Below are 24,580 nucleotides of genomic sequence, written 5' to 3' on the forward strand. Positions count from 1 at the left end.
CATTAACTACAATCAATAAGCAGTGACATAAAATGCAAAAGAGCACCTGTAGCAGGTGCTCTAACAAATTATTTATATTAAAACTGAATCAAGATTTATAGCCAGGAGCGGCATGAATCACATGCTTAGCAAGCAATTCGAGAATATCGCTTACTTGCTTATCTCTACGATTTTTTAATTGCTTAAAATTAGCAATGGATACTTCTAAAGGCCGACCTTCAGCAACTTCTTCTAAATTAAAAGCATCTTCTGCATGCTTAGTTACTTTCTTAATCCACACCAAATTTGACAAATTCTCTGCTAAATTATCTTTAGTGATAAAGCCAGCTTCCATTGCTTTTTCAATAACTTTTTCTTCAGTAGTGCTCGATTCGAACTTTTCAAGTTCAATTACGTACCAAAACAATTCAGATGTTGAAATATCGTTTCCCATAATGTTTATTAAAAATATAAAAAATATTTCGAATAAGTACAAATATACATTGTGTTTTGTTTTTTATGGGGGAGTTAAGAGGGGGAAATCCACTCTTGCCAGCGACAACGCGCAGCAGTTGTCCTATCTGGAACCCATACTGAATGCTGCGGGTTTTGTAGTGGTTATTTGCAAAAAGCGAAAATAATTTTTAAGCTTAAGTTAAAAGAAACTAACATGCTAAAAAACTGGACTATAACTACTCAAGCAGTTCGCCTAGCAAGCGATGGTATCGCCATGCGAGAGCGATATTTACTCTCGAAAACTCACGCTAATCACAAACACACCGAAAGCCTCGTATCTATCATCGGTAGGGCAAATACATCTAATCGTATCGCATTAGCTGGTGAGCAATTCCGACTCAACCAGCAACTGTATAACCGCCGAGGCGGCCGCCCTCTATCTAGTTATGCCATGGAGTATTGCTTAACGCTGCCGAAAGGCTACCGCCCTACACCCCAGCAATGGCAACTCATAGTTAAAGATTGCAGCATTGCTCTTGCTAAGCTTTGCAAACTCAATAAAACCGAATTTGATCAATACCGACAGCAAATTCGTGCAGTCCTGCACCAACAGCAGCAAACAGGTAGTAAAGGGAGTGGCGACCATATTCATTTGATTATTGGTAAAGTGGTAGGTAATAGAGTTCTCAAAGAGCTTCAACAAAAGAAAGCCACAAGGTTGATAAAGCAAGCTTTCAACCTCGCAACATTGAAGCATGTCGGTATTGATCATCGCAGCTATGTTCCCGCTGAAATAAAGAAAGGTCGACGACTTAGTACATGGCAATATCAATACGAAAAAGCGCAAAGCTCACTAGAAATAGAGAAGCTTCTCAAGCAAATGCAGACACAGACTGATAAGTGGCTAAAAGCCAAGGAAGATAACAATGACAGGCAAAAACGACGTCAAGAAAATCGCTTAACTAAGACTTATGAGTCCTTGAAAGCCCATCATCTATCAAAGCAACAACAAGAACAAGTAAATAAAATTAAAATTAAATAATTATGGCTTATTACAACGGACGCTGGCATCTCTATTCAGAAGCCGAAAGACGCGACTACGCTCATCAACAAAAGGATGTTTGGCGCCAAGCTTGGCACAACTCATGGATCTCGAAGACAGGATTAAAACAAGAAAAAAACTGGACGGATGCTATGATCGCACACTTTCTTGCAAGAAAAGAAGAAAATGCAGGTAAAATAAAAGCTTATAGTCGCACATTGATTAATCGTATTGAAAAGACTAAAGCTTTTAAAGAAGCGATGATAAAACGAGAGACAAGACAGCGAAAACATAAGGGATAACTGCTATTACAAAGTCCATCAATTGAGTGGGCTTTGTTTTATTTATCAGCACTGCTGCATATACCAATCTTTGTAAGCTTCTTGACTCATGCGTTCGACGTAAGCAACTAAATCATCAAAATTAATCAACCAAGGTGATTTTTGAGATTTAATTAGACGAATTACAGGGAAGGGTAATTCTTGATTACGAGCTTTTCGTTTGGCTGCCGCTGGTGTCAATCCTAGAAACTCTTTAGCTATAATTTCTAATGGAATAAGTGCCATATTGTTGAACTGAACAGCAAGAAGCGAATTTGTGGTTGGGAGAAAACAAGGTACGGTCATCATAACTCCAATATCTACATTGATGATCGTATAGCGACAAGCCATACCTTTAGTATGTACTCAATTTTTTTAGTTATTTCAAATTTCTGAAGGATTTTTTTGAATGAATTTTTAGGGCGTGTAGAATGGGTACGAGAGTGCTAGGAATGTGTTGTTGTTAGTAACCGTCCCCCTATCGTCCCTTACTGCTTTTAACAATCAACGTAAGCTTATGTTTTAAATGAAAAATAAGTTAACAGCGTGTCCAATCAAGCATTGGAGCAACAGAGAAGCGTTGTAATGGATAAGAGCTCATAGGTAATTTCTTTCAGTGATCAAGGCCTCAATTCTAACATAATCAGAACACAAGCAGCCAATCTATTACTTATTTTTCTCATCCCAGATAAACTTAAACAGTCAATAATTCTCTAAATAGTGAAATTAAAATATTTATGATAAACTTCCAACTTGTTCATAAATAAGACACGTTAACCTTGAATAGTTCTCAAAAAGAAAAAGTTGAGCTGTTATGCCAACAACGTGGTGTTAGATTAACGCCGCAACGACTCACTGTTTTAGAGCTTATTGTTACCCATCATGGTGCAGTTAGTGCTTATGATCTTTTAGAGCAATTAAAAAAAATAGAGCCTCAGGCAAAACCACCCACTATTTATCGTGCTTTAGATTTTTTAGTGACTCAAGGGTTTGTTCATAAGGTCGAATCAATAAATAGCTATATTTCTTGTTGTGTTATTGGCGAACATGCTCATTTTTCACAACTTTTTATCTGTCGTACTTGCGATGATGTTGTTGAATTCCATGATATAAAAATTACAGAGCAGCTAACAAAGCATGCTGAACAGATTGGGTTTTCAGTTGAAAACCACATTGTTGAAACTCATGGTACCTGCAAGGCTTGTTTAGACCACAATAATAAAAATTAATTAAAGGACACTACCTACGATGCGTGCTGAATTTATAAACCCATTCTTAGCTTCACTAATGAATGTACTTAAAACGATGGCTTCAATGGACTTAAAACCTCAAAAGCCTCGTATTAAAAAAGATGAAATTGCTCGTGGTGATGTCTCTGGTCTCATCGGTATGATTGCTCCTCAAAGTAAAGGATCTATGTCTATTACTTTTGATGAACAACTTGCATTGCAAATTATGCAAAATATGTTGGGTGAACGCCCAAACAGCATCAATGAAGAAGTGACGGACATGGTGGGTGAAATCACTAACATGGTTACTGGTGGTGCAAAACGTATTCTTTCTGAACGTGGTTTTGAATTCAATATGGCAACGCCTATGGTTGTTTCAGGTAAAGGCCATACGATCACTCATAAATGCGAAGGTGCTATCATTATCATGCCTTTTACTTCCGAGTGGGGTAATGCGTTTATTGAGATCTGTTTTGAATAGCAGAAACTAGAACGCTGCGCTTCTATAAGAGCAAAAGCAAGAACTAAAGGATTCAGGAAATGATAGAGGTTGATATTTAAGTATCAGCCTTTTTTATTGCCTGTAATATCGATAAATAATACCAATCCGGATAAGTAGTTGATCAGATAATTGCGTAAGAAAAATCGATTTTAACAAGCAAGAATGATCAAATATTTATGTGGATTGGTATAAATACAAAAAGAGCCGACCGAAGTCAGCTCTTTTAATTAATAAATTTTATAACTTAACGATTAAGCTTTGTATGCTTTAAATGCGTTAATTAAGCCGTTTGTTGAACTGTCGTGAGACGTTACCGCTTTATCGTCAGCCAGTTCAGGAAGAATTTGGTTAGCCAGTTGCTTACCTAGTTCTACACCCCATTGGTCAAAGCTGAAGATATTCCAAATCACACCTTGTACAAAAATTTTGTGTTCGTACATTGCAATCAAGTTACCCAATGTTTTAGGCGTTACTTGTTTAACTAAGATAGAGTTTGTTGGGCGGTTACCAGCAAATACTTTAAATGCAACCAACTCAGCCATTTCTGCTTCTGTTTTACCAGCCGCTGCAAATTCTGCACGAACCGTCTCTTCTGTTTTACCAAATGCTAACGCTTCTGTTTGTGCAAAGAAGTTAGACATTAGTTTTTGATGGTGATCACCCACTTGGTTGTGGCTGATTGCAGGTGCAATAAAGTCACAAGGAATTAATTTTGTACCTTGGTGGATCAATTGGTAAAACGCGTGTTGACCATTTGTGCCTGGTTCGCCCCAAATGATTGGACCCGTTTGGTAATCAACAGGGTTACCGTTACGGTCTACACATTTACCATTTGATTCCATGTTACCTTGTTGGAAGTACGCAGCAAAACGGTGTAGATACTGGTCGTATGGAAGAATTGATTCTGATTCTGCACCGTGGAAGTTGTTATACCATAGGCCAATTAGTGCCAGAATAACTGGAACATTGTTTTCAAGATCCGTATTAGCAAAATGGTTATCCACTTCATGAGCGCCTTCAAGAAGCTCAACAAAGTTATCAAAACCAACCGCTAGTGCAATTGAAAGACCGATTGCTGACCATAGAGAATAACGACCACCAACCCAATCCCAGAATTCAAACATGTTATCAGTATCGATACCAAACTCAGACACTGATTCTGCATTCGTTGATAGTGCAGCAAAATGCTTAGCCACGTGTGCTTGATCGCCAGCTTCAGCTAGGAACCAATCACGCGCACTGTGTGCATTCGTCATTGTTTCTTGAGTCGTGAATGTTTTCGATGCGATTAAGAACAACGTCGTTTCTGGATTTAATGGCTTCAATGTTTCAACAATGTGTGTGCCATCTACGTTTGAAACAAAATGCATATTTAGGCGTGTTTTGTATGGTGCAAGTGCTTCAGATACCATGTAAGGACCAAGGTCTGAACCACCGATACCGATGTTTACGATATCTGTAATTTCTTTACCAGTATAACCTTTCCACTCACCAGAAATTAAACGCTCAGTGAAACCTTTCATTTTCTCTAGTACGGCATTAATCGCAGGCATTACATCTTCACCATCAACAATCACTGGCGTGTTACTGCGATTGCGTAGTGCTGTATGAAGTACTGAACGACCTTCAGTTTTATTGATTTTTTCACCACTGAACATCGCGTTAATTGCTTCTGATAATTCAGTTTGCTCAGCCAAAGAGAACAAATGCTTCATTGTTTCTTCTGTTACTAAGTTCTTAGAGAAATCCACTAAGATATCTTGACCAAACGTTGTTGAAAATTTATCAAAACGTTGAGCATCCGCAGCAAACAAATCTGACAAATTCATGTTTTGTGCGGTTTCAAAATGTGCAGTTAAGTCTGCCCAAGCTTGAGTTTCTGTTGGGTTGATGTTTTTTAACATGGTAAAAATATCCCGTGTAGTAGGTTTGTTGGCTCAAAAATAAATTTCTGAACGCCCCGTTTATACGAATCTAAAAAATATGGTGAACTTTATATATTATGACCAAAACTACGCTCACCCTTTTTGAGTTAGGTCACATTAAAACTTCTATAAGTGAACATTATCACTATCAAAATTACAGAACTCTAGTACTCAAGTCATTTTTCTCGTAATTAATCGATTAGAATGGCTGATTAATCATAACTCGAAAGACACTTTCTTCACTTCCTTTCGACATTTCAGTACGGACAACAATACCTTCAACTTGAAAACGAATTGCACCACCTGCACTCCACTTCATATCCTCATGTAATGTAGACAGTGAAAACTCATCAGCAACCCGCCCTACATCAACAAATGCGACCCATTGCCACCAAGGTACATCATAAAGATTAAAAATAGGCCAATCTTCTAAGGGTTGCCAATCAGGCATAACTCGGTATTCCGCGGAGTAATTAATAGCTGAGCGGCCATGGAACCGTCCACCACCGTAGCTACGTAGACGATAAATCCCCCCTAGTTTTATCCCTGCATATTCTGGAGGTTGATGCGAATCAGATTGCCAACTTGGTGTATCCGCGATATAAAAATCAAAGGCCAGAACCTGTTTATTTATCACATTCCCCAAGCTACCTAAATCAAAGAAAGCACTTTGTTGAAACTCCCATGTCCACCACTCTTCTTGTTCACTGGTTTCTGGTGAATAGGCAAAATCTAATTCGGTGCGCGAGCCGTGAGTCGTGTTTCTTACACTATTTCGGTTATCCCAATCAAAATTTACCTTCATGCCCCAATTAGCATCGGGCTCATCCCACCCTGCAACATCGGATAAAACACGAGAATAATAAAAAGGACTCAGCTCAATACTCGAAACGCCACTTTCTAATGGGTTATAGTTTTTCACTTCTCGGTTAGGCATATAAGCCGCTTTTGCACCGATCTTTTTTGCATTACCGATCGGAAGAATATAATTAGCCGTGAGGTGATATTGTGATTCAACACCATCAGTAAAAACTTCATCATTAACAGAAGAACTGTTACTACCGGCTGCTCCAAGATGATAATCCATGTCTTTGAAGTTGGCATTATAAGCACTGGCTCCCACCAACCATGAATGACCGATTTGAAAGTTATTCGCAGATAAGTACGTCATGTAAGACCCCTTATTGGAATAGAGTCCCGCTGCAAATAATGTCGCTTGAGGTTGACCTACCCCCTTCATCACAGCAGCGGCGCCTACTGTAGTCCCCAAGCTCTCAGACGAAAACATAAAAGGAACAGCCGACGTTTCAGGTAATGACGTTGGCCAAATACCCTCTTCAGCAAATGCATTGCTTAAAAAATAAAAAGGTAAAATAAGAAAAAGCGCCAAACCAGTAGCGCTTTTAAAAAGAAATGAATTCAAGATAGATCTCATTAAATGTATAGCATCTGTACTCGTGATGTTAGTTTTGTCACTAACTCATAAGCAATAGTTCCGATGTGTTCAGCGACTTCTTCAGCAGGAAGATCTCGCCCCCACAAAACGGCTTCATCGCCCACTTTATCTTTTGCTTCCGGACCTAGATCAACCGTCAGCATATCCATAGACACACGACCTGCGATTGAAACTTTACGACCATTGACTAAGACAGGAGTTCCATTAGGTGCTGCTATTGGGTAACCATCCCCATAGCCAATAGCGATAACTCCAATTTTAGTGTCTCGCTCACTCGTCCACATCGCACCATAACCGACACTTTCACCCGCTTTTACATCACGAACGGCAATCAAATGAGAGGTTAGGGTCATCGTAGGTAAATAACCTAACTCTTGTGCTGATTGATTAGAAAAAGGAGATACACCATACATAATGATACCTGGTCTAACCCAATCTAATTGACTATCAGGCCACGCTAATAATCCAGCAGATGCCGCCAATGAACGCTCACCTTGGCAACCATCCGTTAATGACATGAAAGTATCAATTTGCTTATTGGTTGTTGGATTATCAAGCTCATCAGCACAACCAAAATGGCTCATGTAACGTAATGGTTTAGCTACGTTTTTACATGCGTGCAAACGGTCAACATACTCTTGATATTCTTCAGGACGAATACCTAAACGATGCATGCCTGAATCCACTTTTAGCCAAACAACAACTGAGCCTTCAAGTTCAGCGCCTTCAAGTGCTTCTAATTGCTCTTTGCAATGTACCGCTGTTTGAATGTTATTTGCGACCAAAATAGGCAAATCACAAGCAGAATAAAAACCTTCAAGTAACAATACTTGCTTAACAATACCACCAGCACGAAGCTGTAAAGCCTCTTCAATCCGAGCAACACCAAAAGCATCAGCGCCTTGCGCCCCTTTTGCTATATTTAGTAGCCCATGGCCATAACCATTGGCTTTTACTACAGCAAGAAGCTTACTGTTTGGAGCTTGTTGTTTAATCTTTTGCAAATTATGCGCTAAAGCTGACATATCAACTTGGGCAGCCGCCGCTTTCATGTAGCTCATATTATTGCCTTATTCGTCATCAAACGCAGGGCCTGCGTAATTATCAAAGCGTGAGAATTGCCCTTGGAACGTCAAACTTACTGAACCGATAGGACCGTTACGCTGCTTACCTAGGATAATTTCTGCAATGCCTTTACGGTTACTTTCAGGGTTATAAACCTCATCACGGTAAATAAACATGATTAGATCGGCATCTTGCTCGATAGCACCTGATTCACGAAGATCTGAGTTAATTGGTCGTTTATCTGCTCGTTGCTCTAGGGAACGGTTAAGTTGAGACAGTGCGACAACAGGAACGTTTAATTCTTTCGCTAGCGCTTTCAATGATCGTGAAATTTCTGAAATTTCTTGAGTACGGTTGTCCTGCATTCCAGGAACTCGCATTAGTTGAAGGTAATCTATCATGATCATACTTAACCCACCCGATTCACGTGCAACTCGACGAGCACGAGAACGTAGCTCTGTTGGTGTTAACCCAGAACTATCATCGATATACATATTTTTCTTTTGAGTCAAAATACCCATTGTCGATGAAATACGCGCCCAGTCTTCATCGTCTAATTGGCCGGTACGGATTTTAGTTTGGTCCACACGAGACATTGAAGCCAACATACGCATCATTAGTTGCTCGGCTGGCATCTCTAGCGAGAAAATCAATACTGGCTTATCTTGATCCATTGCGGCATTTTCACATAAGTTCATCGCAAAGGTGGTTTTACCCATCGATGGACGCGCTGCAACAATAATTAAATCAGACCCTTGAAGACCTGCGGTTTTCTTATTGAGATCAGTAAACCCTGTCGAAACACCTGTCACACCATCTTGTGGTGTTTGGTATAAAAGCTCAATACGCTCTAAGGTTCTCTCAAGAATGGTATCGACCGTCTGTGGGCCTTCATTTTCTGTCGTACGCGCTTCTGCAATAGCAAAAACCTTACTTTCGGCCATATCCAGTAAATCTTCAGAAGTACGACCTTGAGGATCATAACCCGCGTCAGCAATTTCATTGGCTACACCAATCAAGTTACGAACCATCGCACGTTCACGAACAATATCGGCATACGCATTAATGTTAGCAGCACTTGGGGTGTTTTTTACTAAATCAGCAAGATAGGCAAAGCCACCGACAGAGTCTAATCTTTCATGACGTTCAAGGTGCTCAGAAAGAGTGATCAAATCCAATGGATTACTATTTTCTAAGATGGATTTAACTGATTCAAAAATCAATCGATGTGGTCGGCTATAGAAATCACCCGCCACTACTTTTTCTGCAACGGTATCCCAACGTTCATTATCAAGCAGTAAACCACCAAGTACAGATTGCTCTGCCTCTAATGAATGTGGCGGTACTTTTAACGCATCAACTTGAGCGTCGTGTTTACGGTTTTGATTTCGATTATCGACCATTACTGCTTTTCACCATCCTAAATTTAGCTCTACATTATAACGAAAAGAAATAGGGATGAAATAACTATCCGCCTATCTCCTGATAACCTTTCGCAAAATAAAGATTTTGACTCAAATTTAACGCTTCAATCGAAGAAAACATCTATACTATCTAGTCCTCTTTATTCTTTCTGAGATTAATACGTGTTAAAAAAAGTTTTACTTACAGGGCTTATCGCAATCAGTGCATCTGTTCATGCAAGTGAGATAGAAAAAAAAGATGCTGATACGCAACTTCCCCCATCAGAAAAAAAACAAAACGAATTTGATAATGACAGTCATAATTCAACGACACTAGATTGTAAGCTAGAACCTGTCTATGCCTCTGGGCAAACAAGTCATACTGATAATGTAAAATATTACCTATCAAAAGATGATTGCGAACTAGACTCTGACCAATTAATTATTGAAACAAAAGCCATCACCAAGATAAAACCAAGTGAAGTAAGTTCGGAAGAAGTCGATACTGCACCTCCTTCACCATGGGAAAGCCAAGTTGAATTTGGTTATCAATCAAGTAAAGGGAATGATGATTCACAATCTCTTAATGGTCGTTTAGAAGCGAGTTATACTTCTGGACAGCATCGTCACACCGGTGAAGTAAAGTATTACCTATCAAAAGACGATGGCGAAACAGATAAAGACCAATTAAGCCTTAACCTACAAAGTGACTATAAAATAAGCCCGGATTATTACCTTTATGCCAACTTTAAAGGTTTAGAAACCAAATACAGTGCCTATTTTAAAGATTATACGTTTTCAGGTGGTGTCGGTTATCAAGCAAGCAACACTGAAACCTTAGTATTAGAATTAGAATTAGGTCCTGGTTACCGTTATCAAAACCCAAATTTGGATGAAATTGATGATGATGACCTTATCTTTCCAGAAACGGTCGCCGAAGCAATCATACGAACAAACATGACATTATCATGGAAACCGATGGATGTTATTACCTTAGCTTCTGACATCACCGTAATTAGCGGTAAAAGTAACACTCGTGTCGATTCTGAAGTCAGTATCACCAATAATATTACGGAAGAAATTGCCCTGAAAATAGCACAATCTCAAGAATATTTGGATCGTGTACCTCCAGGGCTAAGTAAAACCGATTCTGTATTTTCGGTTAATTTGCTCTTTTTATTTTAAGCGTTATCTTTTATTAGTGCAGTTCTTCATGTTTCTTAACTAAGCCAAAATCAGCTAATATGGCGTAAGCCGCTGGGATCATGAAGAGTACTAATAGCGTTGATGTAAAAATACCAAATACAATAGAAACGACGAGTGGCTGAATAACCTGAGCTTGTAAACTGGTTTCAAGTAATAAAGGCAACAACCCAGCAGCAGTAGTAATTGATGTCAAAAATACCGCTCTAAACCTTTCTTGGCTCGCTTTCACAACAGATTCATACACCGAATCTCCATCATCAACATGATGTCGAATGTATTGCACTAATAAAATTGAATCATTGACCACGATGCCCGCCAAAGAAACAAATCCCATAATACTCGGCATACTTAATGGATGGTTTAATAATACATGCCCCCATAGGACACCTATCAAGGCTAGTGGAATCGCAAGCATCACCACAAAAGGTTCAAGGTAACTTCTAAATTGAAAACTCAAGATAACAAAGACACCAAATAAACCCAGCATGAATCCCGTGCCCATTGATTGTCCTGTTTCTGCGGTATCTTTCGCTTCCCCTTCAAAATCAAAACGTAAGCTTGGGTATTTTTTCTGAAGTTCAGGAGCAAGCTCTTTTCTAAATTGATTTAACACTTCGGTCGAACTCACTTGTGATGCATGAACATCACCGAAGACACTTAAGGTTCTTAATCCATTAATACGTTGAATTCGAACATAATTACGCTGAAAATCTAATGTTGCAACAGAGGCTAAAGGTATTTGGCCTCCAGTAGGTAAAATGATTGGAAAGTTTTCCAGAGTATGCAAATTACCCGCTTGTTCTTTATTTAAACGCACTTCAATTTCAATATTTTCAACACCAAGTTGGATCTCATCAGCCGTTTGTCCAAAGTAAGCAGCGCGTAATTGATTAGCAACCAATTGGCCTGTAACTCCATAGGTTTCAGCCCCCGGGCGAAGCTTCACAAGCACTTCTTCCTTGCCCATTCGCATATCATCAAGAACACCATAAACCCCTGAAAATTCATTGAGATAAGCTTGTACTTCTAAGGAGGCAGACTTTAACGTATGTAAATCATCATCCATCATGCGAATTTCAATCGCTCTACCACCCGGCCCCATCGTCGGTTGTTTATAAACCATGGTTATTGGGTCTGCTAACTCTCCAACTTCTGCACGCCACGCATCAATAAAATCATCAATGAGTGTATTTCGTTTTTCTGCCCCTAATAAATCTAAACGAATGGTCGCCAAGTGAGGACCTGATTCACTCGCGTCTGCATTAGTATTAAATTGCTGAGTGATATGCTCAACAAGTTGGCGACCCTCTTCGTTCTTTTCACTCCATTCTTTATTTAGTTTCTCTGCCGCAAAGACAATTTTATCTACTACAATTTCAGTCTGAGAAAGTGATGTTCCAGGTGGTAGGATAATTCGAGCTTCTGCAATATCACCATCTAATTCAGGAAAACCGACAAACTTAAGCGCGCCACCAGAAATGAGTGAAAAAGAAATCAATAAACTGGCAATCACGGCACCTAAAAAAGCGTAACGCCACTCTACTACCTTGGTTACTGCTTTCACTAAAGTGACATTTCTAAAGTGTTCAAAACGATCTAACACTTTCTTTTTAAAACCAGTAATTGGCTTATCTTTTTTCGCTTTATGTAAAGAGTGGCTTAAATGATTTGGAAGAATTAAAAATGCTTCAATTAGGCTCAGAGTTAATACAAGAATAAGCACTTGAGGAATAACCTTCAGTACCGCCCCCATTTCTCCTTGTAGAAACATCAAGCTACCAAAAATACACACTGTCGTTAAGAAAGAAGACAATACGCCGGGAAATACTTTTTTGACGCCGTTATACACCGCATCATCTATCTCTTGTCCCCGATCTAAATGTGAGGCAATCGATTCTGCAATTACAATGGCATCATCCATCATGATCCCTATTGCCATCAACAGGGCGACGAGTGACATAATATTAATAGAAAGCCCTAAACTCGCCATTAAAAATAAGCCACCAAGAAACGCAACCGGCAAACCTGCAGCAACCCAAAAAGAGTAACGGAAAGTAAAAAATAGCCACATGGTTAAAAATACAAGAATGATCCCTTGCCAACCATTTTTTACCATCATGGTTAATCGATCCCATAATAAAGAAGAAAGATCATTCGTCATTTCTAATGAAACACCATCAGGAGCGATGGACTGCTGATATTGAACAAACTCAGTCACACGATCTTTAATGCGCAAAGCGTCTTCTTCTTTATTTTTACTGATCTTAAGTAAGGCTGACGGCTTACCATCAAACAATACTTTTTGTTCATCAAGCTCAAAGCGATCGGTTATCGTGGCAATATCATCTAAACGGATCAATGCACCATTATCCGACGCCCCCATCACCGTTTTTGCTAATTCTTGAGGTGTTGTTTTTCTTTCATCGAAACGAATTAAAAAGTTTTTCTCTGGGGTTTCAATGTTTCCACTCGGTAATTTTACATTTTGTTCAGCCAGTTTATTCGCAATATCTCCAACATTTAAGCCAAGCTGACGAATCGCACTTTCATTTAATTCAACACGGTATTGATGATCAGAAAACCCACTAACTTCAACCAAAGAAACATCATAATCAAGCTTTAAACTTTGTTTCAATTTTTCAGCATACGCCTTCAACTCTGGCCATGTGGTATCAGCCGTAATTGCCACATCCACCACTGGTTCATTCCAATCTAGCTCTTGAACTACCGGAGATTCTATCTCTTTAGGGAAATCATTAATCGAATCAATTTGAGTTTGAACATCAACCAGCATTCGTCCTATATCTGCTTTTTCATTCAGCTTAATAACTAAACGAGCAGAACCTTCAATGGCCTCACATTTTGTTTCTTCTATATTTCCTAGGCCATCAACGGCGTCCTCCATCCGAACACAAATGCTCTCTTCCACTTCTTGTGGCGACGCACCAGGATAAACGACACCAGCCAAAATATAAGGCGGGCTAAATTCAGGAAACGTTTCACGCTTTAATTGAGATAGCGACACTAAACCAAGCAGCAATATAGAGAGCATTAATAAATTGGCGGCCGTTGGGTGTCTTGCAAAAAACTTAATCATTCCACTGGCTCCTTCTTAGGAACGACTGAACGCAGTTGCATGCCATTAATAGCAGGAAGAAGATCATTTAAGATCAATAAATCACCTTGATTAAGATCACCAGAAATGACCACTTGATTATCTCTTCTAAAGTCTATTTTTACAGGAAGAATAATTAACTGACTGTTTTCATTTAATAAGTAAATCTTATCGCCATGAAGAGCACTTTCTGGGATCACCCATTGCAGTGAGGCCTCTCCTTCAATCAACGCTTTGACAAACATGCCATTAACCAACGGAGGTAATGAATTTGGTTTGAGCATTTTATAGTCTTGTTCGATCTCTAAAATCACACCAACAGTGGCCTGATTTGGATCGACAGTTTCACTGATACGCTCAACTTGAGCTTGCCACTCGGCATTAAAACGGCCACTGCTCAACTGCACTATCGCTTGAAGGGGTAATGAATCAATATTTGGCATCCCTTGTTCATTAGACTGAAATACACGAAAGCTTTGCGCTAAAGTTTGCATATCATGAATCGATACCTGTGCTTCCATTTCCATTGTTTTAATGCCATGGGCGATGAACATGGTTTGCTGTAGATTAACCACTTGATCCGCTTCAATATCCACCTCAGAAATACGCACATCCGTTGGTAATATAATCGACGTTTTTTCTAAAGAACGCTGTGCTTCTTTTAATTTAGCTTGGTTTACTTTAACCATTGCCGCAGCTACTTTTCTTTCATCTGGCAATAATAATATTTGGTTTTGAATATCTTGAACGACTTTTTGTTGCGCTAAATAAGATTGGTTCTGTTGATCTAAATCCGATTGAGAAGTTAGCCCTTTTTTCTGTAGATTTACTTTACGACTCAATTCTTTTTTACTGATCGTTAAACGATTCTTTTCAATTTTTAACGTATTTCGGATATTTTTTTCTTCTAAATCCACTTTTGCTAACTGGGTTTGACTTGACCCTAAATCAGCTTCAGCCTGAGCAAGCTTTAATTCATAATCAAGTGGATCTATACGTAAAACCTCTGTTCCCGCTAACAAGATGTTACCTTTGTTTAGCTCAGGATGACGATAAACCACTTTACCCGATACTTCTGCAATCGCTTTCCATTCAAATTTAGGCTTTATTTTACCAAAACCAATCACTTGAGGGGCTATTGATTCAGGTTCTAACACTTGAACATTGACCATCTTTGAACGATCTTCAGGTGGCTTAATTTCTGCTGAAGGACGTAATTTAGTCACGATAATAAGCGTTATTACCCCTAACGCAACAACAGGGAAAAAGAGGTATTTTTTGTTTATTTTCATTATGTGCATCTCTTCTATTTGCTAAACGCCATGCCAGATAAAGCTAAATATTTTTTAATTGTACTATTAAGAATTAAAAATACGCCTACTTTGTATAAAAACACACCCACGCAATCGTTTTATCTCTCTTTTTTAACATTTAACCCAAAAAACATTCATATAAGGTAAAACGGCTATTTAAAGGTTGACGATATGCGCCAAATACGATATTAATTTGTTAATTAATTTTATGGATTGTATTTCAAATGAAAACAGCATCTTCTTTATCTCTTCGCCTCCTCCTGATCGTGAACATCTCACGCGGGTAGGTTGTGGAACAAAAGAAGCCATAAACCAAATTTTAAAACCCGCTGAACATGGCGGGTTTTTTTATGGAAAACCGTCGTTAAAGCGCACGACATACACAAGGAAGCAAGCCCATGAGCGATCAAGTCATTATCTTCGACACCACCTTACGAGATGGCGAACAAGCACTATCAGCGAGTTTAACCGTAAAAGAAAAATTACAGATTGCGTATGCGCTTGAGCGTCTGGGTGTTGATGTCATTGAAGCGGGTTTTCCAGTTTCATCTCCAGGTGATTTTGAATCAGTTCAAACCATTGCCAAACACATTAAAAATAGTCGAATTTGTGGTTTAGCTCGCGCCGTTCCTAAAGATATTGATGCGGCAGCAGAAGCATTGAAAGTCGCAGAAGCGTTCCGAATTCATACCTTTATTTCTACTTCTACCGTTCATGTTCAAGATAAATTACGCCGTAGCTACGATGATGTGGTTGAGATGGGCGTAAGAGCGGTTAAACACGCACGTAATTATACTGATGACGTTGAGTTTTCTTGTGAAGATGCAGGTCGTACACCGATTGATAATTTATGTCGCATGGTAGAAGCAGCCATCAATGCTGGTGCAAACACCATCAATATTCCAGATACTGTTGGCTACACTATTCCTGGTGAATTTGGCGGTATTATTCAGCAATTATTTAACCGTGTTCCAAACATCGATAAAGCCATTATCTCCGTTCATTGTCATGATGACTTGGGGATGTCTGTGGCTAACTCTATTGCTGCGGTTCAAGCCGGTGCTCGTCAAGTTGAAGGAACAATAAATGGTATTGGTGAGCGTGCAGGTAACTGTTCTCTAGAAGAAATCGTAATGATCCTGCAGACTCGTTCAGAGTATCTAGGTGTGCATACGGGTCTTAAAAATGATGAGATCCACCGCACCAGTAAGTTGGTAAGTCAGCTGTGTAATATGCCAATTCAAAGCAATAAGGCTATCGTAGGCGCAAACGCCTTTAGCCACTCTTCAGGCATTCACCAAGACGGTATGCTTAAGAATAAAAACACTTATGAAATCATGACACCAGAATCTATTGGCTTAAAAAACAAAGCATTAAACCTAACCAGTCGTTCAGGTCGTGCTGCGGTTAAGAACCACATGGATGCAATGGGTTATAAAGACGAAGAATATAACCTAGACGCTCTATATGCTGATTTTGTGAAGCTAGCGGATCGTAAAGGCCAAGTGTTTGATTACGATTTAGAAGCCCTAATGCATTTTGCTAACTTACGTGATGAAGATGATTTCTATAAGTTGAATTACCTAAGTGTGCAATCAGGCAGTGTAATGGCGACAACCAGTATCAAGCTACTTTGTGGTGATGAAGAAAAATGTGAAGCCGCTGTCGGTAATGGCCCTGTTGATGCACTTTATCAATGTATCTACAAACTAACAGGCTATGAGATTGTTCTAGATAAGTTTGATCTAACTGCAAAAGGCGAAGGCGAAGATGGATTAGGTCAAGCGGATATTATTGCGAACTATAAAGGTCGTAAGTATCACGGTACCGGTCTAGCTACCGATATTATCGAAGCCTCTGGTCAAGCACTACTTCACGTAATAAACAGCATTCACCGCGCAGATCAAATTGCTGAGATTAAGCAAAAGAAGATTACTGCGGTTTAAGAGAGTCGAAAATAATTTTAAATCAGGGAAGTCTTTATCTTCTCTGATTAACCAAATTAAATAAAAAGATTAAAGGATTAACATGACGAATAAAACATACAAAATTGCGATTTTACCGGGCGATGGTATTGGCCCTGAAGTAATGGAACAAGCACATAAAGTTCTGGATGCAATTGAGAAAAAACACGCAATTTCATTTTCACGCGAGCAGCATGATGTTGGTGGTATTGCGATTGATAACCATGGTTGTCCGCTACCAGAGAGCACAGTAAAAGGTTGTGAAGAATCAGATGCCGTATTATTTGGTTCGGTTGGTGGCCCTAAGTGGGAAAACTTACCACCTAACGATCAACCTGAGCGTGGTGCCCTACTTCCTCTGCGTAAACATTTCCAACTATTCTGTAATCTTCGTCCTGCGCAAATTCATAAAGGATTAGAAAATTTCTCTCCACTGCGTGCTGATATTTCTGGTAATGGTTTTGATATCGTCGTGGTTCGTGAGTTGACTGGCGGCATCTATTTTGGTCAGCCAAAAGGTCGTGAAGGCGAAGGTCCTCAAGAAAAAGCCTACGATACTGAAATTTACCACCGCTACGAAATCGAACGTATTGCAAAGATTGCCTTTGAATCAGCTCGTCTACGTAATAAAAACGTTTATTCAATTGATAAAGCTAACGTTCTACAAAGCTCCATTCTATGGCGTGAAGTGGTAGAGGAAGTGGCACAAGATTACCCAGATGTAAAACTAAGCCATATGTACATTGATAACGCGACCATGCAGTTAATCAAAGATCCTTCTCAGTTTGATGTAATGCTATGTTCAAACATCTTTGGTGACATTATCTCTGATGAGTGCGCGATGATCACAGGCTCTATGGGTATGCTTCCTTCTGCAAGCCTAAATAAAGATAACTTTGGTTTGTATGAACCAGCAGGTGGTTCAGCACCAGATATCGCAGGTAAAAACATCGCAAACCCAGTGGCTCAGATCTTATCTGCTGCACTGATGTTACGTTACAGCCTAGGTGAAGAAGAAGCAGCACAAAGTATTGAAGCTGCCGTATCTAAAGCGCTGTCAGCAGGTGAACTTACGGCAGATCTTGCTGGTGATAAACCCGCACTAACTACCTCAGCAATGGGCGATAAAATCGCTGAATACATTTTGAATTCGTAATTCAAGGAAGAAGCAATGTCTAACGCAAAAACATTATACGAAAAAGTTTATGATGCCCATGTTGCTGTAGCAGCAAAAGGCGAAACCCCGATTCTATACATCGATCGTCACTTGGTGCACGAAGTGACTTCGCCACAAGCGTTTGATGGGTTACGTGAAAAAGGTCGTAAAGTTCGTCAAGTAGGTAAAACTTTCGCAACAATGGATCATAATGTATCGACACAAACCAAAGACATTAATGCCTCTGGTGAAATGGCTCGAATCCAAATGGAGACGCTATCAAAAAACTGTGAAGAGTTTGGCGTGACCCTTTACGATCTAAACCATAAATACCAAGGTATTGTGCACGTTATGGGCCCAGAGCTCGGTATTACTTTACCAGGTATGACGATTGTGTGTGGTGATTCACACACTGCAACCCACGGCGCATTTGGTTCGTTAGCATTTGGTATTGGTACCTCTGAAGTAGAGCATGTATTAGCGACACAAACGCTAAAACAAGCACGTGCTAAAACCATGAAAATCGAAGTCAAAGGCAAAGTAGCTGAAGGCATTACGGCAAAAGATATCGTGCTTGCGATCATAGGTAAAACAACGGCTGCTGGTGGTACTGGCTACGTGGTTGAATTCTGTGGAGAAGCGATTACCGACCTTACGATGGAAGGTCGTATGACGGTATGTAACATGGCAATCGAATTAGGTGCTAAAGCAGGCCTTATCGCACCAGACCAAACGACATTCGACTACATTACTGACCGTAAATTCTCACCTCAAGGCGAAGACTTAACGGCGGCTATTCAATACTGGTCATCACTAAAAACGGACGATGACGCTGAGTTTGATGCTGTAGTAACACTTGAAGCCGCTGACATTAAACCTCAAGTAACTTGGGGCACCAACCCAGGTCAAGTCATTGCCGTTGATCAACCAATCCCTGCTCCTGAGAGTTTTTCTGACCCAGTAGAAAAAGCGTCAGCTGAAAAAGCACTGGCTTACATGGGACTTGAAGCGGGTAAATCTCTGTCTGATTACAATGTAGATAAAGTGTTTGTTGGCTCTTGTACTAACTCACGCATCGAAGACATGCGCGCTGCTGCCGCCGTAGCAAAAGGGAATAAAGTGGCTGCTCATGTTCAAGCGTTAATTGTTCCAGGTTCTGAGCAAGTAAAAGCACAAGCAGAAAAAGAAGGTCTAGATGTGATCTTTAAAGAGGCAGGTTTTGAATGGCGCTTACCGGGTTGCTCTATGTGTCTTGCAATGAATAACGATCGTTTAGGTCCACAAGAGCGTTGTGCATCAACATCTAACCGTAACTTTGAAGGTCGCCAAGGCCGTGATGGTCGAACTCACCTAGTTAGCCCAGCAATGGCAGCAGCAGCGGCAATTGCAGGCCACTTTGTTGATATTCGCACTGTTACAGCACAAGCATAAAGGAATTTACTATGTCAGGTTTTAAGCAACATACAGGTCTAGTCGTTCCTTTAAATACGGCAAACATTGATACCGATGCGATCATTCCAAAGCAGTTTCTACAAAAAGTAAACCGCACTGGTTTTGGTAAACACTTATTCCATGACTGGCGATTTCTTGATGATGCCGGAGAGCAAGCCAATCCTGAGTTTGTGATGAATGCACCACGTTACCAAGGCGCGAGTATTCTCCTTGCTCGTGAAAACTTTGGTTGTGGTTCATCTCGTGAACACGCCCCTTGGGCATTAGCTGATTATGGTATTCAAGTCATGATCGCACCAAGCTTTGCCGATATTTTTTATGGTAACTCAATCAATAACCAGATGATCCCAGTTCGTTTAACGGACATTGAAGTGGATGAAATTTTCCAATTCGTTGAAGCAAACGAAGGCGCAGAAATCACCGTTGATTTAGAGGCGATGTTAGTGACTGCTAACAATAAGCAATATAGCTTTGAGATCGATGAATTCCGTCGCCACTGCCTATTGAATGGTTTGGACAATATAGGTTTAACGCTGCAACACGCTGATAAAATCTCAGAATATGAAGCGAAGATCCCAAGCTTCTTGAAATAGGATTCAGGATTCGTATTCAGGAAATATTAGAGGTTGATATGAACGTATCAACCTCTTTTTTGTCTATAAAACACAGGCCATCTATAATCAATAATTATTAGTAAACAAAAGTCAGGTACCTTTTATGAAAATCCTTATTTCCTCGTTACTTTTGCTTTTCTCATTCAATACGTTCGCAGCACCCAAATCTGAATTATGGGATTACTGGGATGTCAGTAATGAAAAAAATGCCACCACTATTTCACACCAACATTGGCAGCAAACATTAGATAAATACCTAGAAAATCAAGGGGAATACTCTCTTTTTGATTATGCTAATGTAACTAATTCTGATGAGAAAATCTTAAATAGTTATTTACGCCAAATGCGCCGAATTGACCCTAGAGAGTATAAGAAATCTGAGCAATATGCTTATTGGGTAAATCTTTATAATGCCATCACTGTAAAAATTATTTTAGATAACTATCCAATCAAGTCGATTACAAAATTGGGAGGGCTGTTTAGTTTTGGACCTTGGGATGAAGAAGTGATTACGGTCGCAGGTAAAGCCTTAACCTTAAATGACATTGAGCATCGAATTCTTCGCCCAATTTGGAACGACCCAAGAACCCACTATGCGGTGAATTGTGCCAGTTTTGGTTGCCCTAACCTACAGGCAAAAGCATTCACAGCAAACAACAGCGAACAATTACTGAATAAAGCCGCCACAGAATTTATTAATAGTAAAAAAGGCGTACTTATTACTAATAACAAAGTTCAACTTTCATCTATCTATGAGTGGTTCGCTCTCGATTTTGGCAATCAACAGCAACTTTTTGCACACCTAAAAAAATATCGCCCAGAATTAAAACCATTCAAAGGCGATATCAGTTATGAGTACGATTGGGATCTGAATAAACAATAATATTGTTCATTCAAATAAAGGGATTATTTCATCCCTTTTGCTTTCTTAATTAAATCGTACGCACCTTGGATTTCTTGTGCTTTTTCTTTTGCCATGTTCATCATTTCAGGTGGTAAGCCTTTCGCTACTAACTTATCAGGGTGATGTTCATTCATTAGCTTACGATGCGCGCGCTTAATTGCTTTCGCATCGGCATCCTCACTAACACCTAATAAATTATATGCATCTTTCAGTTGATCTGCTGAACTGGCTTTTTGCCACTGTCCATGACTTTGATGTGAACCACCCTGCTGACCAGAGAAGCCTCCACCTTGTTGAAAACGAAAAGCGGCTTCTTGCATCTTTAAGCGTTTTTCAAGTTGTTCAGCACTAAAACCAAGTTCTTCAGCAACAATATGTAAGATGTCACGCTCACTTGGGTGAATATCACCGTCAGCAATCGCTGATGCAATTTGCAGTTCTAAAAAGAATTGCAATAGGTCATAACGACCACCGGTGATCGACCGAATTTTTTGCAGCGTTTCTCGCAATGGAAAGTCATTACCTTTACCTTCAATAAACGCTTCTTGTGCTTCTTTCTTTTGAGAAGCACTTAAGTTCATACGATCCATCATCATAGATGCTAATTGGATCTCTTGTGCTGTCACTTGCCCTTTTGCTTTCGCAACGTGCCCCATAACAGCAAAAGCAGCATGGAAAAACTCCGCTTGCTTTTGAGTTTGAGAAGCACCGCCAGTTTGAAAGGTAAAACCGCTGTTTGCCATGCGTTTTGCTTTATCAAATTGATGACCAATAAAGAGCCCTAATGCCGCGCCAAAAAAGCCGCCAAATAGGAAACCAAAAAAACCACCTAATATTTTGCCAAATATTTGCATTTTATATTCCAATTAATGAATTATTCTATTTTTACTCTGTCACACTCTGAGCAAACGCAGCCTGTTACTTTACAACCATTAATAGATGATAGCGACATCTTATGGGTGGTTTGGGTATGGCTTTTGCTTTATTATAAACAACTGACTCTGTCTAGTCTCTTTGAGTATATCAGCGGATTAATATAACGAACAGGAACGTCTAACTCGATGCCTTTTACCTCTCGCAGCCTACTTGCTTCATTTGCTGGATGCCTTCTTTACGGTTCTCCCGTCATCGCTGATGATGGAAGTAAACCTGTATCTCCAGAAAGTAGCATAATCTTCCCTTTGCAATCTGACACAGTAAACTCCTGTGAAGTACCAGATAAAACCTCAAAAGAGGAAGAAGATCAACAACCTGTGCTTATTCAAGCAGACAGCGTTGAAGCCAGTAATAATTCAAAAGCGACCTATAAAGGTAACGTTCATATTATTAAAGGCCGTCAAGAGATCAAAGCAGACAGTATTACTTTGCATCAACAAGAGAATATTGCTATTGCAGAGGGCAATGTAGATTACTCAAGCATGGATATGAGGTCAACATCGGATAAGGTCACGACTGATTTAACCACCGAAGACACCACCATGATCAACACTTCCTATAGAATGGCGTGTCAACCAATTCGAGGAGAAGCAAGTAGAGTATTAAAAACAGGACAAGCCATTTATCAACTTGAAGATGCTTCTTTTACCACTTGCCCGGCTGACGATAACAGTTGGCGTTTTAAAGCCAGTGATATCGAACTTGATCAATCTGATGAATGGGCAACATTCTACAATGCTCGCTTTGAAGTACTTGATGTCCCTATTTTATATCTTCCTTATGTCACCGTTCCTGTCGGCGATACTCGAAAAACAGGTCTACTAATACCTAGCGCTGGCTTAGACAGTAAAAATGGCTTTGAACTATCCATTCCTATCTATTGGAATATAGCACCAAATTATGACGCCACTACGACCCTTAATTATATGGAAAAACGTGGTACTCAATTCGAAGGTGAATTTCGTTATTTAGAAAACTTTGGTAAAGGTACTGTCGACCTTGAATACCTTAATGACGATGCTAAATTTAAAGATAAAGGCTCTCGTTGGGGAATCAGTTGGAATCATTCAGGAATATATGAGAAGAATTGGAAATTTGATGTTGAATACTCTCAAGTCAGTGATATTGATTATTTTCAAGACTTAAGTTCTAGCATTGGTACGCGAGATGAAGGTCAATTACAACAATCAGGTGAGGTCTCCTATCGAACTCAAGATTGGGATATGACCATGCGTGTTCGTGACTTCCAAGTATTAGTCGATGATCAAAATCCATATCGCTTAATGCCACAACTTGAATTTAATTATTACGCTCCACAGCTTTATAAAGAGCTGGATTTCACCCTACATAGTCATATAAGTAAGTTTGAAACTGATGATCCATCAAAACCATCTGCAACTCGTGTACACATGGAGCCCAAATTAAGCTTACCATTAAGCTCAACTTGGTGGTCATTAACACCAGAAGCAAGCCTGCTTTATACATATTATTCACAAGAATTTGATTCAAAAAGTGCATCATTATCTGATTTAGAAGAAGAAACAGACAGAACAATTCCTGAAGTTCGCATCAATGGTGCGATTTATTTAGACAGCACACATAAATTTTTAGGTGAATACTTACAAACCTTAGAACCTAAAATACAATACCTGTATGTTCCAGAGGTCGATCAAAGTGAAATCTACGGTGGTACCGGTGATGGAGGCTATGACAGCAACAAATTACAACTAGACTACTACGGACTATTTAGAGATCGTCAATACAGTGGTGTTGATTACATCGCACAAGCTAACCAATTTAGTATTGGTGCAACATCGCGATTTTATGATAATTCTTATAAAGAGCGTATGAATATTTCTTTTGGTCAAATCCTCTACCTTTCAGGTACAGGTACTAAAAACGACAATAATGACAGTAAAAACTCGTCAGCTTGGGCAATTGAAAGCGACTTTAATTATGATGATTATCTATTTTATCATGGCGGCATTCAATATGACTCGAATGAGGATGAACTTCAAGTCGCAAACAGTACTTTGGAATATCGAGTACCTAAAGGATACGTTCAAGTAAATTATCGTTATGTAAGTAAAAACTACATTGAAAGTAACGTGAACTTTGAAGACTCTTTAGAAAAGATTACACAGTTCGGTATTTATCAAGCAGGACTACTCACTCAATATAATATTGGTAATAATTGGGCCCTACAAGGCCAATATTTCCATGATACAAAAGAAGACCAAATGATAGAAGCACTGGTCGGCGCTATGTATATGAGTGATTGTTGGTCATTTGGCTTAACTTACAGTAATCAATTAATTGCTCCAAACTCTGATACTTCAGGAACAATAGGTTCTTACCAACCAGAATATGAAAGTAATGTTATGCTTTCAATTGGTATTAGAGGATTAGGTACAAACACAGCTGTAACCTCAGGTTCTGCAACCAATGCTTTAGGCTATGGTCGCCCATTTTATTTAAATAATTAATTTATACGGACATACATGAAATACCTTTTCTCTAACGGTATTTCATGCTCCTTACTC

20 protein-coding genes are annotated in these 24,580 nt (G+C 39.5%); 11 read left to right on the top strand and 9 right to left on the bottom strand.

Annotated elements, in window-relative coordinates; genetic code table 11:
- Positions 1 to 88 precede the first annotated feature (88 nt).
- Positions 89 to 433, bottom strand: coding sequence for a hypothetical protein (locus A6E03_RS19285; protein ID WP_065601560.1), 345 nt, complete (start codon positions 431 to 433; stop codon positions 89 to 91).
- Between the two features lie 216 nt (positions 434 to 649).
- On the opposite strand from A6E03_RS19285, the gene A6E03_RS19290 reads away from it, so the two are divergent.
- Both A6E03_RS19290 and A6E03_RS19295 read left to right on the top strand, forming a co-directional pair.
- Positions 650 to 1,477, top strand: coding sequence for a hypothetical protein (locus A6E03_RS19290; RefSeq protein WP_065601561.1), 828 nt, complete (start codon positions 650 to 652; stop codon positions 1,475 to 1,477).
- A gap of 2 nt (positions 1,478 to 1,479) precedes the next feature.
- The gene (locus tag A6E03_RS19295; RefSeq protein WP_065601562.1) at positions 1,480 to 1,779 is read left to right on the top strand and encodes a hypothetical protein; all 300 of its coding nucleotides are present in this window, start codon (positions 1,480 to 1,482) and stop codon (positions 1,777 to 1,779) included.
- Between the two features lie 45 nt (positions 1,780 to 1,824).
- Here A6E03_RS19295 and A6E03_RS19300 read toward each other — a convergent pair whose 3' ends face one another.
- On the bottom strand, positions 1,825 to 2,148 hold the full coding sequence (locus A6E03_RS19300) for a pyocin activator PrtN family protein (protein WP_255310676.1): 324 nt from the start codon (positions 2,146 to 2,148) through the stop codon (positions 1,825 to 1,827).
- 428 nt (positions 2,149 to 2,576) lie between these two features.
- Between A6E03_RS19300 and zur the strand changes: the two genes are divergently transcribed.
- Together zur and A6E03_RS19310 are read left to right on the top strand one after the other, a co-directional pair.
- Positions 2,577 to 3,026, top strand: coding sequence for a zinc uptake transcriptional repressor Zur (gene zur / locus A6E03_RS19305; protein ID WP_065592223.1), 450 nt, complete (start codon positions 2,577 to 2,579; stop codon positions 3,024 to 3,026).
- Positions 3,027 to 3,045: 19 nt separating this feature from the next.
- Entirely contained in the window at positions 3,046 to 3,507 is a 462-nt protein-coding gene (locus A6E03_RS19310) for a chemotaxis protein CheX (protein ID WP_065592224.1), read from the top strand.
- 272 nt (positions 3,508 to 3,779) lie between these two features.
- Here the strand turns inward: A6E03_RS19310 and pgi are convergent, their stop codons facing one another.
- The 4 genes from pgi to A6E03_RS19330 all read right to left on the bottom strand — a co-directional run bounded on the left by pgi (position 3,780) and on the right by A6E03_RS19330 (position 9,377).
- Positions 3,780 to 5,432 carry a glucose-6-phosphate isomerase gene (pgi, locus tag A6E03_RS19315; protein WP_065592225.1) on the bottom strand — a complete coding sequence of 551 codons (1,653 nt, stop codon included), beginning with the start codon at positions 5,430 to 5,432 and terminating at the stop codon, positions 3,780 to 3,782.
- A 220-nt stretch (positions 5,433 to 5,652) separates the two neighbouring features.
- Positions 5,653 to 6,876, bottom strand: coding sequence for a hypothetical protein (locus tag A6E03_RS19320; protein ID WP_176703515.1), 1,224 nt, complete (start codon positions 6,874 to 6,876; stop codon positions 5,653 to 5,655).
- Positions 6,877 to 6,887: 11 nt separating this feature from the next.
- Positions 6,888 to 7,970 (bottom strand): alanine racemase, encoded by a 1,083-nt coding sequence (gene alr / locus A6E03_RS19325; protein ID WP_065592227.1) that lies wholly within the window; start codon positions 7,968 to 7,970, stop codon positions 6,888 to 6,890.
- Between the two features lie 9 nt (positions 7,971 to 7,979).
- The gene (locus tag A6E03_RS19330) at positions 7,980 to 9,377 is read right to left on the bottom strand and encodes a replicative DNA helicase (RefSeq protein WP_065592228.1); all 1,398 of its coding nucleotides are present in this window, start codon (positions 9,375 to 9,377) and stop codon (positions 7,980 to 7,982) included.
- A 459-nt stretch (positions 9,378 to 9,836) separates the two neighbouring features.
- On the opposite strand from A6E03_RS19330, the gene A6E03_RS19335 reads away from it, so the two are divergent.
- On the top strand, positions 9,837 to 10,562 hold the full coding sequence (locus A6E03_RS19335; protein ID WP_255310679.1) for a YdiY family protein: 726 nt from the start codon (positions 9,837 to 9,839) through the stop codon (positions 10,560 to 10,562).
- A 13-nt stretch (positions 10,563 to 10,575) separates the two neighbouring features.
- Here A6E03_RS19335 and A6E03_RS19340 read toward each other — a convergent pair whose 3' ends face one another.
- Positions 10,576 to 13,680, bottom strand: coding sequence for an efflux RND transporter permease subunit (locus tag A6E03_RS19340; RefSeq protein WP_065592230.1), 3,105 nt, complete (start codon positions 13,678 to 13,680; stop codon positions 10,576 to 10,578).
- Positions 13,677 to 14,990: an efflux RND transporter periplasmic adaptor subunit gene (locus A6E03_RS19345; protein ID WP_065601563.1), complete on the bottom strand. Its 1,314-nt coding sequence runs from the start codon at positions 14,988 to 14,990 to the stop codon at positions 13,677 to 13,679. Before A6E03_RS19345 ends, A6E03_RS19340 begins: the two co-directional genes overlap by 4 nt.
- A 419-nt stretch (positions 14,991 to 15,409) precedes the next feature.
- On the opposite strand from A6E03_RS19345, the gene leuA reads away from it, so the two are divergent.
- The 5 genes from leuA to A6E03_RS19370 all read left to right on the top strand — a co-directional run bounded on the left by leuA (position 15,410) and on the right by A6E03_RS19370 (position 21,080).
- On the top strand, positions 15,410 to 16,957 hold the full coding sequence (gene leuA / locus A6E03_RS19350; RefSeq protein WP_065601564.1) for a 2-isopropylmalate synthase: 1,548 nt from the start codon (positions 15,410 to 15,412) through the stop codon (positions 16,955 to 16,957).
- 82 nt (positions 16,958 to 17,039) lie between these two features.
- Entirely contained in the window at positions 17,040 to 18,131 is a 1,092-nt protein-coding gene (gene leuB / locus A6E03_RS19355) for a 3-isopropylmalate dehydrogenase (RefSeq protein WP_065592233.1), read from the top strand.
- Positions 18,132 to 18,146: 15 nt separating this feature from the next.
- Entirely contained in the window at positions 18,147 to 19,562 is a 1,416-nt protein-coding gene (gene leuC / locus A6E03_RS19360) for a 3-isopropylmalate dehydratase large subunit (RefSeq protein ID WP_065592234.1), read from the top strand.
- An 11-nt stretch (positions 19,563 to 19,573) separates the two neighbouring features.
- Positions 19,574 to 20,176: a 3-isopropylmalate dehydratase small subunit gene (gene leuD / locus A6E03_RS19365; protein ID WP_065601565.1), complete on the top strand. Its 603-nt coding sequence runs from the start codon at positions 19,574 to 19,576 to the stop codon at positions 20,174 to 20,176.
- A gap of 124 nt (positions 20,177 to 20,300) precedes the next feature.
- Entirely contained in the window at positions 20,301 to 21,080 is a 780-nt protein-coding gene (locus A6E03_RS19370; RefSeq protein WP_065601566.1) for a DUF547 domain-containing protein, read from the top strand.
- A gap of 23 nt (positions 21,081 to 21,103) precedes the next feature.
- Here the strand turns inward: A6E03_RS19370 and djlA are convergent, their stop codons facing one another.
- Positions 21,104 to 21,955, bottom strand: a complete 852-nt coding sequence (djlA, locus tag A6E03_RS19375; protein ID WP_065601567.1) for a co-chaperone DjlA — start codon at positions 21,953 to 21,955, stop codon at positions 21,104 to 21,106.
- A gap of 207 nt (positions 21,956 to 22,162) precedes the next feature.
- On the opposite strand from djlA, the gene lptD reads away from it, so the two are divergent.
- Positions 22,163 to 24,523, top strand: coding sequence for an LPS assembly protein LptD (gene lptD, locus A6E03_RS19380; RefSeq protein ID WP_065601568.1), 2,361 nt, complete (start codon positions 22,163 to 22,165; stop codon positions 24,521 to 24,523).
- Positions 24,524 to 24,580 lie beyond the last annotated feature (57 nt).

Source organism: Aliivibrio sp. 1S128, assembly GCF_001691065.1.
In the GTDB taxonomy this organism is placed as follows: Bacteria; Pseudomonadota; Gammaproteobacteria; order Enterobacterales; family Vibrionaceae; genus Aliivibrio.